Source organism: Actinopolymorpha rutila (genome assembly GCF_013407855.1).
GTDB lineage: Bacteria > Actinomycetota > Actinomycetes > Propionibacteriales > Actinopolymorphaceae > Actinopolymorpha > Actinopolymorpha rutila.
Genome location: NZ_JACBZH010000001.1, coordinates 4,064,494 through 4,079,205, shown reverse-complemented (window position 1 = coordinate 4,079,205; position 14,712 = coordinate 4,064,494). Strand labels below are relative to the sequence as shown.

At 71.5% G+C, this 14,712-nt stretch carries 11 protein-coding genes; 5 read left to right on the top strand and 6 right to left on the bottom strand.

The window, feature by feature from the left end:
* Positions 1-3 precede the first annotated feature (3 nt).
* The 3 genes from F4554_RS18190 to F4554_RS18180 all read left to right on the top strand — a co-directional run bounded on the left by F4554_RS18190 (position 4) and on the right by F4554_RS18180 (position 4,245).
* Positions 4-807, top strand: a complete 804-nt coding sequence (locus F4554_RS18190; RefSeq protein WP_179788680.1) for an RNA methyltransferase — start codon at positions 4-6, stop codon at positions 805-807.
* 4 nt (positions 808-811) lie between these two features.
* Complete coding sequence (locus F4554_RS18185; RefSeq protein WP_179788679.1) at positions 812-1,633, top strand: class I SAM-dependent methyltransferase; 822 nt, start codon at positions 812-814, stop codon at positions 1,631-1,633.
* A gap of 80 nt (positions 1,634-1,713) precedes the next feature.
* A complete protein-coding gene (locus F4554_RS18180) occupies positions 1,714-4,245 on the top strand; it encodes a polysaccharide lyase 8 family protein (RefSeq protein ID WP_179788678.1) in 2,532 nt (843 codons plus the stop codon).
* Positions 4,246-4,273: 28 nt separating this feature from the next.
* Here F4554_RS18180 and F4554_RS18175 read toward each other — a convergent pair whose 3' ends face one another.
* Entirely contained in the window at positions 4,274-5,446 is a 1,173-nt protein-coding gene (locus F4554_RS18175) for an epoxide hydrolase family protein (RefSeq protein WP_179788677.1), read from the bottom strand.
* Positions 5,447-5,585: 139 nt separating this feature from the next.
* Between F4554_RS18175 and F4554_RS18170 the strand changes: the two genes are divergently transcribed.
* On the top strand, positions 5,586-6,122 hold the full coding sequence (locus F4554_RS18170) for a CGNR zinc finger domain-containing protein (protein WP_337796090.1): 537 nt from the start codon (positions 5,586-5,588) through the stop codon (positions 6,120-6,122).
* An 83-nt stretch (positions 6,123-6,205) separates the two neighbouring features.
* Here F4554_RS18170 and F4554_RS18165 read toward each other — a convergent pair whose 3' ends face one another.
* Positions 6,206-8,080 (bottom strand): ABC transporter ATP-binding protein, encoded by a 1,875-nt coding sequence (locus F4554_RS18165; RefSeq protein WP_238341334.1) that lies wholly within the window; start codon positions 8,078-8,080, stop codon positions 6,206-6,208.
* Positions 8,081-8,213: 133 nt separating this feature from the next.
* Here F4554_RS18165 and F4554_RS18160 point away from each other — a divergent pair, with 133 nt between their 5' ends.
* Positions 8,214-8,783, top strand: coding sequence for a MarR family winged helix-turn-helix transcriptional regulator (locus tag F4554_RS18160; protein WP_179788674.1), 570 nt, complete (start codon positions 8,214-8,216; stop codon positions 8,781-8,783).
* A 66-nt stretch (positions 8,784-8,849) separates the two neighbouring features.
* Here the strand turns inward: F4554_RS18160 and F4554_RS18155 are convergent, their stop codons facing one another.
* Genes F4554_RS18155 through F4554_RS18140 form a run of 4 tightly spaced genes read right to left on the bottom strand, consistent with a single transcriptional unit; the run spans position 8,850 to position 14,643 of the window.
* Complete coding sequence (locus F4554_RS18155; RefSeq protein ID WP_179788673.1) at positions 8,850-9,788, bottom strand: SWIM zinc finger family protein; 939 nt, start codon at positions 9,786-9,788, stop codon at positions 8,850-8,852.
* On the bottom strand, positions 9,785-12,676 hold the full coding sequence (locus F4554_RS18150) for an SNF2-related protein (RefSeq protein WP_179788672.1): 2,892 nt from the start codon (positions 12,674-12,676) through the stop codon (positions 9,785-9,787). The genes F4554_RS18155 and F4554_RS18150 overlap by 4 nt, the downstream gene beginning before the upstream one ends.
* A gap of 10 nt (positions 12,677-12,686) precedes the next feature.
* A complete protein-coding gene (locus F4554_RS32310; RefSeq protein WP_238341333.1) occupies positions 12,687-12,875 on the bottom strand; it encodes a hypothetical protein in 189 nt (62 codons plus the stop codon).
* A 10-nt stretch (positions 12,876-12,885) separates the two neighbouring features.
* Positions 12,886-14,643, bottom strand: coding sequence for a hypothetical protein (locus F4554_RS18140; protein WP_179788671.1), 1,758 nt, complete (start codon positions 14,641-14,643; stop codon positions 12,886-12,888).
* Positions 14,644-14,712: the final 69 nt, after the last annotated feature.

The window sequence follows — 14,712 nt, the reverse complement described above, 5'->3', positions numbered from 1 at the left end:
GGCGTGCGGGAAGAGGTGTCGCCCAAGGACCGGTTCGTGACCGTCTACGGCTTCCGGCCGGTGCTGGCCGCGCTCGCCGACGAGGCGCTGCAGATCGACAAGGTGCTGGTGGCCGAGGGGTCCCGCGGACCGTCGGTACGCGAGATCGTCGCCGCCGCCGACGCCAGGGGAGTGCCGGTGCGTCGGGAGCCTTCCCACCGGATCACCCTGCTGTCCGGCAACGGGCGCCACGACAACGGCGTACTGGCCGACGTGGTGGCGCCGCGGATGCGCACCCTCGCCGGTGCGCTCGACGTACGCCACCATGAGCGGCCGCCCACGGTGCTCGTCCTGGACGGGATCACCACGCCGTCGAACGTCGGGATGATCCTGCGATCGGCCACCGCGGCGGGCCTGGCCGGAGTCGTCGTACCCCACCACGGCGTGGCCGGCATCGACCCGCTGGTGGTGAAGGCGTCGGCGGGCGTGGCGTTCCGGGCGCCGGTGCTGCGGGCGGAGACCGCGCAGGACGCGGTCGAGCTGCTGGTCGAGGCGGGATACGCGGTGTTCGGGCTGGCCGCGGACGCGCCGGAGACGGTGTTCGACGCGGAGGTGCCGCCGTTCGCCGCGTTCGTGCTGGGCAGCGAGACGGCCGGGGTGAGCCCGGCGATCCGGCCCTACGTCGGCACCTGGGTCCGGATCCCGATGCCGGGTGACGTGGAGTCGCTCAACGTCGCCAGTGCGGCCGCCGTGGTGTCGTTCGAACTCGTCCGTCGCGGGCTGACCACGACCGGGCCGACGACTGCGCCGACGAATGGGAGGGGCTGAACCGATGTCCGCCGAACCCAACGGGTCGGGACCGACGGCGCCCAGCGACTACATCGGCTCGGCCGACCCGACCGAACGCGAACGGCGCGCGGAGTCGTTCGGCGCCGGCGCCGCCGCCTACGCGGAGTTCCGGCCGAGCTACCCCGAGACCGCCGTGCGCTGGGCACTCGAGCCCGTCGCCGGCGACGACGTCGTACGAGTGCTGGACCTCGCCGCCGGGACCGGCAAGCTGACCGAGGTGGTCCGCGGCCTCGGCATGGATGCGGTCGCGGTCGAGCCCGACGCCGCGATGCTGGCCGAGCTGAGCCGGCGGCTGCCTGACGTGCCCGCGTTCACCGGGACCGCCGAGGCGATCCCCGCACCCGACGGCGCGTTCGACGCGGTGGTGGTCGGCCAGGCCTTCCACTGGTTCGACCGGGACCGCGCGCTGGCGGAGATCGCCCGGGTGCTGCGTCCCGGCGGCGTACTCGCCGCGTTGTGGAACCTGCACGACGACGGCGTCGCCTGGGTGGCCGGGCTGAACGAGGTGGCGCAGGCGCTCGGTTCGGTACGCGAGACCCGCGAGTCGCCCATGCGGCAGGCGCTGTTCGAACACGTGGCGTTCGCCGACCAGACGACCGCGGAGTTCGGGTCGCACGAACGCCGGACCAGCGAGCAGGTGGTCGGGATGCTCGCCACGCACTCGCGGATCCTGGTGATGGACGAGGTGGACCGGGCGCAGGTGCTCGGCCGCGTTCGCGGCTACCTGCGGGCCCGGCCGGAGACGTCCGCCGGCGAGTTCGACGTTCCGCTCGTCACCATCGTCCTGCGCGCGGTCCGCGTCTAGGGCGTACTCACCCCGTCCCACCACTGCGCGGCCGTCACGGGGAGGACGCCTTGAGGAGAAGCGCACCACGTTACGGTCTGATGGTGGTTCTGCTGTTCTCTCTGCTGGGGTTGGGCATTCCCCCTCGCTCGGCCGGCGACGGCTCGACCGGGGCGTCCGGCCCGTCCGGCCCCGGCTCGTCGGGCCCCTCCGGCCCCTCCGGCCCGCCTGGCCCCTCTGGCCCCTCCGGCCCCAGCTCGTCCGGGGCTTCCGGGCCGTCCGACTCCTTCGACACTCTGCGGCAACGCTGGAAGGACTCCCTGGACGGCGGACCGGACCTGGACACCCAGGGCCCCGACGTCGCGCGCCGGATCGCCGCCGTCACCCGAGCGGCGCGGGGCTTCTGGGAGACGATGGACACGACTCCGCAGACCTATGTCTGGAGCGACCTCGCCGACGTCAGGACGAACGGCTACGCGATCGACGCGACGTACGTCCGGCTCCGTGCGATGACGTTGGCCTTCTCCACGGTGGGTTCGCCCCTGCACGGCGACGCCACCCTGCGAGACGACATCATCACCGCCCTGGACTGGGTGAACACCCACTGGTACAACGACACGACCGTGCCGCGAGGCAACTGGTGGGAGTGGTACATCGGCGCTCCCAACCGGCTCAAGGACATCACGGTGATGCTGTACGACGAGCTGAGCCCGGCCCAGGTCCACAACTACACCGCGGCCCTCGACCACTTCGTGCCGTCCGACATCGGGAAGTGGCGAGGAGCCAACGCCACGGACGTTCTCGTTCACCAGCTCGTCAGCGGGGTGCTGCAGAAGAGCGGCGAACGCATCACGCACGCACGAAACCTGGTCCCGCCGTTGCTGGACTACGCGACCAGCGGGGTCGGCTTCCGCGAGGACGGCTCCTACCTCGACCACGTCGCCGTGGCGTACAACCTGTCGTACGGCAAGGAGTACCTCAACAGCCTGTCGAACATCGTCTATCTGCTCAGCGGATCACCGTGGGACCTCACCGCGCGGGACACCGGGAAGTTCTACGCCACCATCCACAACGGTTACGAACCCTTTATTTACAAGGGTGCCGGGATGGACCTGGTGCGCGGCCGGGCGATCGCGCGGGAGATCGAACAGGATCACGTCGCCGGGCATGCCGTCATCGCCAACCTCGCCACGATCTCGACCGTCGCGCCACCCGAGCAGGCCCGGATGTTCAGGGCGATGATCAAGTCCTGGGTGGGTGCGGACGCCTACCGGAACTTCTACGCCTCGGGCGATCCCAGGATCTCGCTTTTCGTGGTGTCGACCGTGAAGCAGATCATGGCCGACCCGGCCGTCAGGCCACGACCGGAGCCGATCGGCCACTTCGCGTACAACACCATGGACCGGACCGTCCACCGTGCAAGGGGTTTCGCGTTCGCGATCGCCAAGAGTTCGAAGCGCGTGCAGAACTACGAGCAGATGAACAACGAGAACGCCAAGGCCTGGTACACCGGTGACGGCATGACGTACCTCTACAACGACGACCTCGGGCAGTACGCCGGAAACTTCTGGCCGACCGTCGACCTGACGCGGCTGCCCGGGACCACCACGGAGGTACGCCCCCGCTTCCGCGGCAACCCCGAGGGACACCCGCAGAACGGTGACGGCGAAGGGAGGCCGACCAACTCGTGGTCGGGAGGAAGCGTCCTCGGTAACTACGGCGCCTCCGGACTTCACCTGCGTCCGGTCGGCGGAGCACTCGGTGGCTCGCTGAGCGCGCGGAAGTCGTGGTTCATGTTCGACGACGAGGTGGTCGCACTGGGCTCGGACATCAAGACCACCTCCCCGGCCGGTCGTCGGGTCGAGACGGTGGTGGAGAACCGCAAGCTGAACGCGGAGGGGACCAACCGGCTGACAGTCGACGGCGTGGCCGAAGCGAGCACGCCCGGCTGGTCGAAGGAACTCGCCGACGTCAGCTGGATCAACCTCGGCGGCAATCACAGCGGCGACGGCAGCGAAGGCAGCGACGGCATCGGGTACTACTTTCCGGGTGGCGCCACGGTGGAAGGCCTGCGGGACACCCGAACCGGCAGGTGGTCCGACCTCACCGCCAACGGCTCCGGCGGCCCCGCGTACACCAATCACTTCATGACGCTGACCATCGACCATGGTGTGGATCCCACCGTCGCCGGCTACAGCTATGTGCTGTTGCCGAACCGGACTCCGGCGCAGACTCGTGAGTACGCGAGGAACCCGGACATCGCCGTGCTCGCCAACACCGCCGCGGTGCACGCCGTACGCGAGAACACCCTGGGAGTCACCGGCTACAACTTCTGGACCGACGAGGCCACCAGGGCAGGCGACGTCACCAGCGACCGGCGGGCGTCGGTGATGACGAGGGAGGTGGCCGGCGACACGTTCGAGATCGCGGTGAACGACCCGACCATGGAGAACCCGGGGACGATAGACCTCGAGATCGATCGGCAGGCCCGGTCGGTCGTCTCCCGCGATCCCCGCATCACGGTGACCCAGCTGAGTCCGACCATCAAACTTGCCGTCGATGTCAACGCAGCAAGGGGAAAGTCTTTCACCGCGAAGTTCGGCCTGGCGTTGAATCCCCGGCGTGGTTCCTAGGCTTGCTTTTCGCGGCGCCCAGCCGCGTTCACCGATTGGCGGCCAGCACTGTTGCGAGGCCCTCTTGCAGGTCCTTGACGAAATACTCGGGAACCTCCAGCGACGGGAAATGTCCCCCGATTTCGGGGGACCTCCATCGGACGATCTGCCGGTACCGCTCCTGTGCCCAGGCGCGCGGACACTTCTCGATGTCGCGGGGATACATGGTGATTGCTGACGGGAGGTCGACCCGGAGTTCGGGGTCCAGCGAGTTGTGGCTTTCGTAGTAAAGGCGGGCCGCCGACGCGCCGGTCCGCGTCAGCCAGTACAGGGTGACGTCGTCCAGAACGCGGTCCCTGGAAATGGTCTCGAACGGGCTGTCCTCGGTATCGGTCCACTCGGCGAACTTGTCGAGGATCCAGGCAAGAAGCCCGACCGGTGAGTCGACGAGCGAGTAGCCGATGGTCTGCGGTCGGGTCGCCTGCTGCTTCGCGTACGCCGCGCGGTGCCGCCAGAAATCACGGGTTTCCTCGGCCCATTGACGCTCGACCGCCGTCAGTCCGTCGGTTGTCAACCCGGGCGGTCCCTCCGCGAAGGTCGTGTGGATGCCGAGAATGTGCGCCGGGAACCTGCCGCCGAGGACCGTGGTGATATTGCCTCCCCAGTCACCGCCGTGGGCTGCGAACTTGCGGTAGCCGAGCCTTCCCATCAGTTCCACCCATGCGGCCGCGATCTTTTCGGTTCCCCACCCGGTGGTGGCCGGCCTGTCGCTGTAACCAAAGCCTGGTAGCGATGGAACCACGACGTGGAACGCCGGTGCGTCCGTATCTTTCGGATCTGCCAGCTCGTCCACCACATCGATGAACTCGGCAATGCTGCCTGGCCAGCCGTGCGTCAAGATCAGAGGAGTGGCATCCGCGCGCGCGGATCGGCGGTGCAGGAAGTGGATTCCCAGATCATCAATAGTCGTGCGGAACTGGCCGATCTGGTCGAGGCGCGCTTCGAACGACCGCCAGTCGTACCCGGTGCGCCAGTAGTTCACGACATCGACGATGTCGGCGAGAGGAACGCCCTGCTCCCATCGGTGAGGGCCGGGCGCGGCGCGACAGACCGTCTCGGCCTCCGGTAGCCGCGCCGCGGCCAGTCGTGCGCGCAGATCGTCGAGGTCGGCGTCAGTTGCGGGGGCTTCGAATGCTTGCACGTCGCTGGTTGGACGGGACATGAAACCTCCTGGCCATCGCGGAACCGGCTCTGAGCTTCGGCGAACCGGCTAAGACGGTTCTACCAGGCCCTCGTGCCAGCGTGCAACCAGCTAAGGTGGTTCCATGGCTGTTGGGTTTCCTGACTTTCGCCTCGGTAGCGTGCTGGCGACCAGCTTCACGGCGACCCTGACGGAGCGTCATGGCGACGCTGTGGAGCGCATTCCCACGCCGCACCGACTCGTCGACTGGCTGGCAGTGAACGGCCTCGCCGTGGACTCCTGCACCACCGCCGACCTCGAACGCGCTCGGGAACTGAGGGAAGCGATTCACGCCGCCGCGACAGCGACCGCGATCCAAGACGCTCTTCCTGCGTCTGCTGTCCACATCATCAATGACTGCAGCGTTCAGGGGCGGGCCGCGGCTGTTCTGACGCCCGAGAGTAACCGGCAATGGCGGCTCAGCTCGGCTTCCCTCGTAGAAGATGCCCTGAGCGTGATCGCCGCCGACGCGATCAGCATCATCGCAGGGGAACGAGACGGAAAGATGGCCTTGTGCGCATCGCCAACCTGCCAAGCCGCCTTCTTCGACACCAGCCAAAGTCGCACCCGCAAATGGTGTGACATGAACACGTGCGGGAATCGTCAGAAGAAGGCGCGCTTCAATGCCAAGGAGCGCAGAAGCCCCAGATCCGGGTAGTGATCGGCACCCTCGGTGGACCAAGCCGGCGACACATCTGTGTGCGCGGCGTGGGCGTCAGCTGTCCGGCTGTCCGGCTGTCGCTAGGCCGAGGGCACGGCGGCGAGTTCGTCCTCGCCGTCCTGTCGGGCGAACTGCGTGCGGTACAGCTCGGCATACAGCCCGCCGGCCGCCAGCAGCCGCTCGTGCGTTCCGCGCTCGCGCACCCGCCCCTCGTCGAGCACCAGGATCTCGTCGGCGTCGCGGATGGTGGACAGCCGGTGCGCGATCACCAGGGACGTACGCCCGGTCAGGGCGGTGGCCAGTGCGGCCTGCACGGCCGCCTCGGACTCCGAGTCCAGGTGCGCGGTGGCCTCGTCCAGGATGACGATCGACGGCGCCTTCAGCAGCAGCCGGGCGATGGCGAGCCGCTGGCGTTCGCCGCCGGACAGGCGGTAGCCGCGGTCGCCGACGACGGTGTCCAGTCCGTCGGGCAGACCTGCCACCAGGGGACCGATCCGGGCGGCGTCGAGGGCCTCCCACAGGTCGGCGTCGGAGGCGTCCGGGCGGGCCAGCAACAGGTTGGCGCGGATGGTGTCGTGGTACATGTGCGAGTCCTGGGTCACCACGCCGATCACCGATCGCAGCGACCGCTGAGTGACCGAGCGCACGTCGTGGCCTCCGACGCGGACCGCGCCGCCGGTCACGTCGTACAGCCGGGACACCAGCGAGGCGAGCGTCGTCTTGCCCGCGCCGGACGGGCCGACCACGGCGACCATGCGGCCCGGCGCGACCTCGAAGCTCACGTCGCGCAGCACCTCCTCGCCGGCCTGCCGGGACAGCGTGGCCACCGACTCCAGCGAGGCGAGGGAGACCTCCGCCGCGGATGGATAGCGGAACGACACGTGGTCGAACTCCAGCACGGGTTCGACGCCTGTCGGCAGGTCCACCGCGTCCGCGCGGTCGGCGACCATCGGCGGCAGGTCGAGCACCTCCAGTACCCGCTCGAAGCTGACCAGTGTCGTCATCACGTCGACCTGGAGGTTGGACAGCGAAGTGAGCGGCCCGTACAGCCGGGTGAGGTAGGCGGTGAGCGCGACCACCGTGCCGATGCCGAGGGCGCCCTCGACGGCGAAGACGCCCCCCAGCCCGTAGACGAGCGCCACCGCGAGCGCGGCGACGAGAGTGAGCGAGACCCGGAAGATCCCGGCGTACGTCGCGGTGGTGACCCCGATGTCGCGGACCCGCGCGGCCTTGCCGGCGAAGTCGCGGGAGGAGTCCTGCGGGCGGCCGAACAGCTTGGCCAGCATGGCGCCCGCGACGTTGAACCGCTCGGTCATCGTCTGCGCCATGGTGGCGTTGAGCCGGTAGCTCTCCGCGGTCGCCGCGCGCAGCCGAGGGGCCATCATCCGGGCGGGCAGGACGAACAACGGCAGCAGCACCAGGGCGAGCACGGTGATCTGCCACGACATCGCGAGCATGGCGGCGAGCACCAGCACCACGCTGAGCAGGTTGCTCACCACGTTGGACAGCGTGGAGGTGAACGCCTGCTGGGCGCCGAGCACGTCGCCGTTGAGGCGCTGGATGAGCGCGCCGGTCTGCGTACGGCTGAAGAACGCGACCGGCATCCCCTGCACGTGGTCGAACACCGCGGTGCGCAGGTCGAAGACGAGGCCCTCGCCGATCCGGGCGGAGAACCAGCGCTGTGCCAGGGTGGCCGCGGCGGACAGCAGGGCGAGGAGCGCGACGACGCCGGCCAGGGACACCACGACGTCGGTACGGCCGGGAGTGATGCCGCGGTCGATGATCGCGCGGAAGAGCAGGGGAGTGACGGCGCCGACGGTCGCGTCGACGGCCACCAGGAACAGGAAGATCGCCAGCAGGCCGCGGTATGGGTGGCCGAACGCCAGGATCCGGCGGATCGTGCCGGGAGCGAGCTTGTGCCCGCGCACTGAGGTGTCCTTCATGAAGGACCGCATGGCGGCGCCTCCGCCGCCTCGGTTCATCGACATAGAAGCCTTTCGGTGGGGATCTCGGTCGGGAAGTCAGGTGGGTCTCGGTAGGAAACCCGAGATTTAGGGAGGTTAACTCATTATGAGGTAATCTCACAAGATGGCAACGGCGGATAGGCTGGCGACCGTGCACGCACCGGACAGCCCACCGGCCGACTCTCCGGCCCACCCCAACGACGATCCGAAGGACGAACCCAGGAACGACGGCGGGGACGACACCGCCGAGCAGATCGCCGCGCTTCTCGACGGGTTGGTCCGCCGGCAGCGCCGGGCCGGCCGCGGCTCGCTGGAGGCGCTCGGCGTCGAGGTCACCCAGGGGCAGATGCGGGTGCTCCGGACCCTGGGCCACGCCGGCGACCCGTTACGGATCAGTGAGCTCGCCAACCAGTTGGGCATCGTGCCCCGCTCGGCGACCTCGGTCGTGGACGACCTGGAGGAGGCCGGCCTGGTGGCGAGGAAGCCCGACCCCGACGACCGCCGGGCGACCCTGGTGGGCCTGACGTCGGCCGGTGGGCAGGTGCTTGCCCGCATCCGGCGCAGCCGCCGCGACGCCATGGTCGCGATGGTCGAACGCCTGGACGCCGGCGAGCGCGCCGACCTGCTGCGGCTGCTGGGCCGACTGGCCGAGGGTGACGGCTGCTCCGGCCGCCCGGACCACGGCAGCCCCTAGCTGGTGTGGCTCCAACAGCCTTCAGTTGCGGCCGACCGGCCTGCCGGCTACGGATGCGGCCTTCGGCTACGGCTGGTCCGGCTCGTCCTCGGGTGCCGCCTCGACGTCGGCGGTGGCCAACTCCCATGCCCGCCGGGCCGCCGCGGCGGCGATGGCCGACAGTGCGCCGGGGTCGATTCCCGAACCCCGCGGTGGCTCCTGGGCGAGTGGCACGGGCTGCCCCGGCCGGTCCGGCGGGAGCGGCGGCACCGGTGGCTCGGGGTGTTCGCCCGGCTGGTCGGCGTACGCCGAACGCGCCGGAACCGTCCCGTCGTCGGCCGCCCGCGCCTGGCGTACGGACCCGGAGGTGTCGGCGCCCGGCAGGGCGGCCGTCCGGCGGGCTCGTAACGCGGTGAGCACGTCGTCCCGGCTGCGGCCACGCAGCCGCAGCGCGGTGAACGGATCGGCGTCGAGCAGGTCGGCGACGAGATAACACACCGCGGCCGCGTGCTTGCACGGCTCGCCCCAGTCCGGGCAGGAGCAGGCCGGCCGGATCTCACCGGGGCCGGGCAGCAGGCTCAGCCCGGCCGCGCCGACGTCCTCGACCACCTCCGGGGGCAGTTCGCCGTCCAGCAGCGCGGCGGTGCGGCCGATCTGGGTGCCGATCACATCGAGGACGCGCTCCCACTCGACCCGCCGGAACGTCGGCACCCGGATGGTCACCGTGTAGGGATCGGCGCGGCTGCCCTGCACCGGCGCCATCACCAGTCCGGCGGTGAGCTGGACCCGGCCGACGGCGCCACGACGGGCGTACGAACGTCCACGGGCGAGCCGGCCCGGGTCGAGGGCGGCGCGGTGTTCGAGCGCATCCACCCAGGCCCGCCCCCACCAGGTCAGCCCGAACGGCCGCCGGCTGCCGGCACCCGTCGCGGCGGGCGGCCGGTGCCCACCACCAGCCGGCTCGTCGGACCACCAGTCGCCGGACGTACGGCTGCCGCCCGGGCCGCGCGGGCCGCCGGGGCTCACGGCGTACTCCCCAAGGCGACCAGGTCGGCGAGTTCGCCGTCGGACAGGTCGGCGATCCAGCTCTCACCGGACCCGACCACCGAGTCGGCCAGCTCGCGTTTGGCCTCGATCACGGCAGCGATCCGGTCCTCCAGCGTTCCTTCGGTCACCAGTCGGTGAACCTGCACGGGATGGTCCTGCCCGATGCGGTAGGCGCGATCGGTGGCCTGGTTCTCCACTGCGGGGTTCCACCACCGGTCGAAGTGCACGACGTGGGTGGCGCGGGTGAGCGTGATCCCGACGCCACCGGCCTTGAGGGAGAGCAGGAACACCGGCGCCGCGCCGGCCTGGAAGTCGGCGACCATGCGTTCGCGTGCGCGGGCGGTGATTCCCCCGTGCAGGAAGAGGTTTCGTACGCCCCGGCTGTCCAGGTGGTCCTGCAGGAGCCGGCACATCTCGACGTACTGGCTGAAGATCAGCACCGACTCGCCCTCGGCGAGGATGACGTCGAGCAGGTCGTCGAGGGCGGCGAGCTTGCCCGACCGCCCCGGGAGCGGACCGGACTCGTGGAGGTACTGGGCGGGGTGGTTGCAGACCTGTTTGAGCGCGGTGAGCAGGGCCAGCACGAGGCCACGCCGGGCCACACCCTCCGCCTCCTGGATCTCGGCCATCACCTCGGCGACCACGGCCTTGTAGAGCGTGGCCTGCTCGGTGGTGAGGCCGACGACCACGTCGCTTTCGGTCTTGGGCGGCAGCTCGGGCGCGATCCCGGGGTCGGACTTGCGGCGCCGCAACAGGAACGGCGCGGTGACCCGGGCCAGGCGTTCGGTGGCGGCCGGGTCGCGGTAGCGCTCGATCGGGACGGCCATCTTCTGGCGGAACCGCTCCAGCGGTCCGAGCAGGCCGGGTGTCGTCCAGTCCAGGATCGACCACAGCTCGGAGAGGTGGTTCTCCACCGGGGTGCCGGTCAGCGCGATCCTCGCCCCGGCTGGGATCGTACGCAGCGCGCGGGCCGTACGGGCGAGGGGGTTCTTGGCGTGCTGGGCCTCGTCCGCGACGACCAGGCCCCAGCGCGCGTCGGCCAGTTCGGCGTGGTCGCGGCGGACGACGCCGTACGTGGTCAGCACCACCTCGTCCGGCACCAGGTCGGACAGGTGCCGCGTGCCGCCGTGGTAGCGCCGGACCGGCGTCGACGGCGCGAACCGGCGCAGCTCCCGCTGCCAGGTGCCGAGCAGCGTCGTCGGGCACACCACCAGCGTCGGCCCCAGCCCGAGCGAACGGCGGTGCAGGTGGACCGCGATCAGCTGAACCGTTTTGCCCAGGCCCATGTCGTCGGCCAGGCAGCCACCGAGCCCCAGGCCGGTGAGCTGGGCGAGCCAGGCCAGTCCGCGTTGTTGGTAAGGGCGGAGGGTGGCCGCCAGGTCCGGCGGCGCGGCGACGTCGGTGTCGGCGCCCACCCCGGAGAGGAGCTCGGCGAGCCTGCCGATCCGCTCGTCCGGCACGAACTCCACCTGCTCGTCGTCGACGGCGAGCTCACCGCTCAGCGCGGCGGCCAGCGCCTCGGCTGCCCCCAGGGTGCGCGGGCCGCGCCGGCGTAGCCGGTCCAGCAGCTGCCGGTCGACGCGTACCCAGCGGCCGCGCAACCACAGGAACGGCCGTTTCGCCTCCGCGAGCGCCGCGATCTCCTCCTCGGTCAGCTCCGCTCCGTCCAGCGTCGGCTGCCAGCGGAACTCCAGCATCTGGCGCAGCGAGAAGACCGGCTCTCCGGCGCCGGCGACGCGGGGAGTGGTGGCCCGGGCCTTCAGCGACAGCGCGCCACCGCCGAGCTCCTTGGGCCACAGCACCTCCGTGCCCACGAGGTCGAGCGCCTCGGCTCCCCGCGCCAGCAGATCCTCCAGGTCGGCGTCGGCGAGGTCGATGGCGTCCGGCGTGGCCGCGGTGAGTGCGGCCCCGAGCGGCGGCCAGGCGCGGGCGCCGCGGCGCAGCGCCAGCAGCAGGTCGGTCTCAGCCTGGGCGCCGAGCCTTGCCAGGACCGCTGCCGGCGCGGCCCACAGGTCGGCGACGTCGACCAGCAGGCTGGGGTCGACGGCACTGCGAAGCTGGAGTACGCCCCGGAACGGGAGAGCGCTCGTTGTCGCTTCCTCGCCCGGCGGCCCGTCTTCGAGCGGATCGGCTTCGTTCGGCTCGACCTCGGGCGGCTGGATCCGCAGGACGAGCTTCGCGCCCTGCCGGTCGGTGTCGGCCGCGGCCTCGTCCTCGGCCAGCCAGGTGGCCACCGACTCGGCCAGCGGAGTGGGCGCGAACGCAGCGAACGGAGTCAGTGCCGGCCCGGCCGGCCGTTCCGCCTGATCATCGGGGTCCCGGGCTAGCGTGTCGGCGATCGCGTCCCAGAATGCCTGGACCAGCGCGCCCGCACCGCTCATCCGCAGCGGCCGACTACCCGGCACCGGCAGCGCGTGCGCCGTCGGCGGCATCGCCGCGACCAGCCTTCCCAGCCAGGCCCGGTCGTCGGGATCCAGCGGACCGGCCCGCCAGGCGCCGTACCCCTGCGGGCTGGCCGCCGGGCGCAGCCGTCCGCGCGCCACCAGACCGACCCCGGCGAGCGCGGCAGAGGCCCAGGCACGGTAGGAGGCGGTGGTGTTCGGCGGAGCCCGGCGTCCGCACAGCAGCCCGAGCGCCTCCGGCACCGGGACGAGGCGGGCGGGAACACGGGTGCGGCGTACGCGAGAACCGGCGGGCAGCACGAGCTCCACCCCGCGCGTACTCTCGTCGCCGTTGCCACCGGCCCTGTCGGCACTGCCGGCCCTGTCGGCTCCGCCCGGCGTCCACAACGCGAGCACACCGGCGCGCGGCGGGTCGGCCGGGACGAACACCGCCTCCAGCCCGGCCGAGTCCGGTTGCTGCGTCACCTCGCGAAGGCTAGCGCCCACCGCCGACACCGCCGGCCGCCGCGGCCCGCTCCCTGCGGCTCAGCCGGCGACCAGCTCCGCCGGCGGATGCCGGACTCACGACGAGGACGCCGTCGAGGAGTTCGTACCTGTGCCCGTCATCGGGCATCCGGTCCAGACCGGCGCAGGTGAGCGGCCGGCCGAACGGTAGCTGCGTCATGGTCGGAGTCTCAGGGTTGCGGTGGCGCCTCCGCCGAGCCGGGCTTCCACGAGCCGGGCTTCCACGAGCCGGGCAGCGCGTCGAGAGCCTCGCTCAGGCGTACGGCATCCACGCCCTTCGCGTCCCCTTCGCGAGCGGCGTCGGCCAGCGCGTACGCCAGCGCCGCCAGCACCTCGGCCCGGGCGTGCCCCGCATCGACCAGCCGCCGCGCGGTCGCCCACAGCTCCGGCGGGTCGTCGAACCACAGGTGCCGGACGACCGCCGTCCGCGACGCGATCTCCCGGGCCGTCGGCTCCGCGTCCTCAGTGTCTTCCGAGCCCTCCGAGCCCTCGCGGAGGTCGTCGGTCACCAGCTTGGCCACAGCGTCCTCGTCGGTGACGTCGAATCCGGGCGCGGGTACGCGGTCGAGCGCGAACATCCGGCGTTCGAAAACCTCGTCGGCGTTGTCCTGGTCCGGGTCGAGGTCGGCCAGCAGCGACTCCACCGCGGTCCTCGCGGGACCCCACGCCGACGGGTCGTCGTAGGTCTCGGCGAACCTCGGTACGAACGCCCGCACCGCGGCCAGCACTCCGTCGACCGAGGCCGCGGAGAGGTCGTTGCGCCGACCGGCGTACCGCACCCAGGCCGGCAGCGCCGCCGGCACCGCGTCGACGTATCTGCGGTCGAGCAGGCCGGTACGCGGCAGCCAGCCGAGCAGGAAACCTTCCAGCTTGACCGGGCTGACCCGCAGCGGCTGCCCACGGTCGTACTCGCAGCCGAAGTCCACGAGCTCCTTGACGAACGCGCGGGCGGCCTCGACCTCGGCGGGGCCGAGCTCGGCGACCTCCGGCGAGGCGGCGAAGTCCTCGACGAGTTCGGCCCGCCGCGTGTCCGGCCACGGCGGCGGCTCGGGGACGGATCCGCCGTCGGGCAGCGTGCGCAGCCGGGCCAGGAGCACGGCACGCAGGTCGCGGAACGACTCTCCGAGCGGAGGTTCGACGGCCTCGTCGGTGGCCGCGAACGCCTCGCCCAGCCTGATCTTCGCGTCCGCCAGGTCGACCTCGGTCAGCGTGAGGTCGGGGTCGGCGGCGACGGTGGACTGCGCCTGTGCCTCCAGGTCGGCGGCCCGGTCGGTCGCCCACACGTCCTTGGCGATGCCGCCGAGGTTGTGGTCCACGAGCACCACGAGTGCGTGCGGCTCCTCACCGGGATAGGCACACACCAGGATGTACTGCGTGTTGTCGCCGAGGTCCTCGGTGACGACGAGGCACCGCTCGACCTTGGCGGAGCCCAGGGTCGCGGCCCATGCCGGCGTACGTTCGCCGCACCCCGCGCCGTCGAGCGCGGCGCGGGCCTGCGCGGCCACCTGCGGCTCGGCCAGGGCGGCGAGGCCGTGCAGCAGCGCTACTGCCCCCGCGTCGTCGGCGCGGCCGGCCTCGGCGACCAGCACCGGCCCGAACGCCTGCGAAGGGAGCTGCCACCAGGTCCCGATCACGCTGGAGACGAAGCCTTCGGCCTGCAACGGTGAGGTCAGCGCCATCAGCTGCGGGGTGGCGGCCAGCACCTCCTCGGCGAACTCGGCCGCCGGGTGGCCCGTGGGCCCGTCGCCAGGGTCGCCGGTCGATCCCGCGGTCGGGCCGCCGAGCTGGCCGAAGGCCGTGTCGGCTCCCGGTTCCGGCGTGTGCGGGCCGGTGGGGCGGTCGGCCCGGCCGTCCTCGCGGCGGCGGGCTCGGCGGGTGTCGGAGGGGCGACGGCGGTCGCCTCGCCGTCCTCGGCTTCGCGGACTCATGGGCGGAAGCCTTTCACGTCCCGCTCCGCGCCCGCCGGGCCGGGACCGCGCCGGCCCCGGGGCCGGGAC

Bases quoted from the DNA above. Each gene is read 5' to 3' on its own strand.
- F4554_RS18185 (WP_179788679.1), top strand. From the start codon at position 812: ATGTCCGCCGAACCCAACGGGTCGGGACCGACGGCGCCCAGCGACTAC.
- F4554_RS18180 (WP_179788678.1), top strand. From the start codon at position 1,714: ATGGTGGTTCTGCTGTTCTCTCTGCTGGGGTTGGGCATTCCCCCTCGC.
- F4554_RS18175 (WP_179788677.1), bottom strand. From the start codon at position 5,446: ATGTCCCGTCCAACCAGCGACGTGCAAGCATTCGAAGCCCCCGCAACT.
- F4554_RS18165 (WP_238341334.1), bottom strand. From the start codon at position 8,080: ATGCGGTCCTTCATGAAGGACACCTCAGTGCGCGGGCACAAGCTCGCT.
- F4554_RS18160 (WP_179788674.1), top strand. From the start codon at position 8,214: ATGGCAACGGCGGATAGGCTGGCGACCGTGCACGCACCGGACAGCCCA.
- F4554_RS32310 (WP_238341333.1), bottom strand. From the start codon at position 12,875: ATGACGCAGCTACCGTTCGGCCGGCCGCTCACCTGCGCCGGTCTGGAC.
- F4554_RS18140 (WP_179788671.1), bottom strand. From the start codon at position 14,643: ATGAGTCCGCGAAGCCGAGGACGGCGAGGCGACCGCCGTCGCCCCTCC.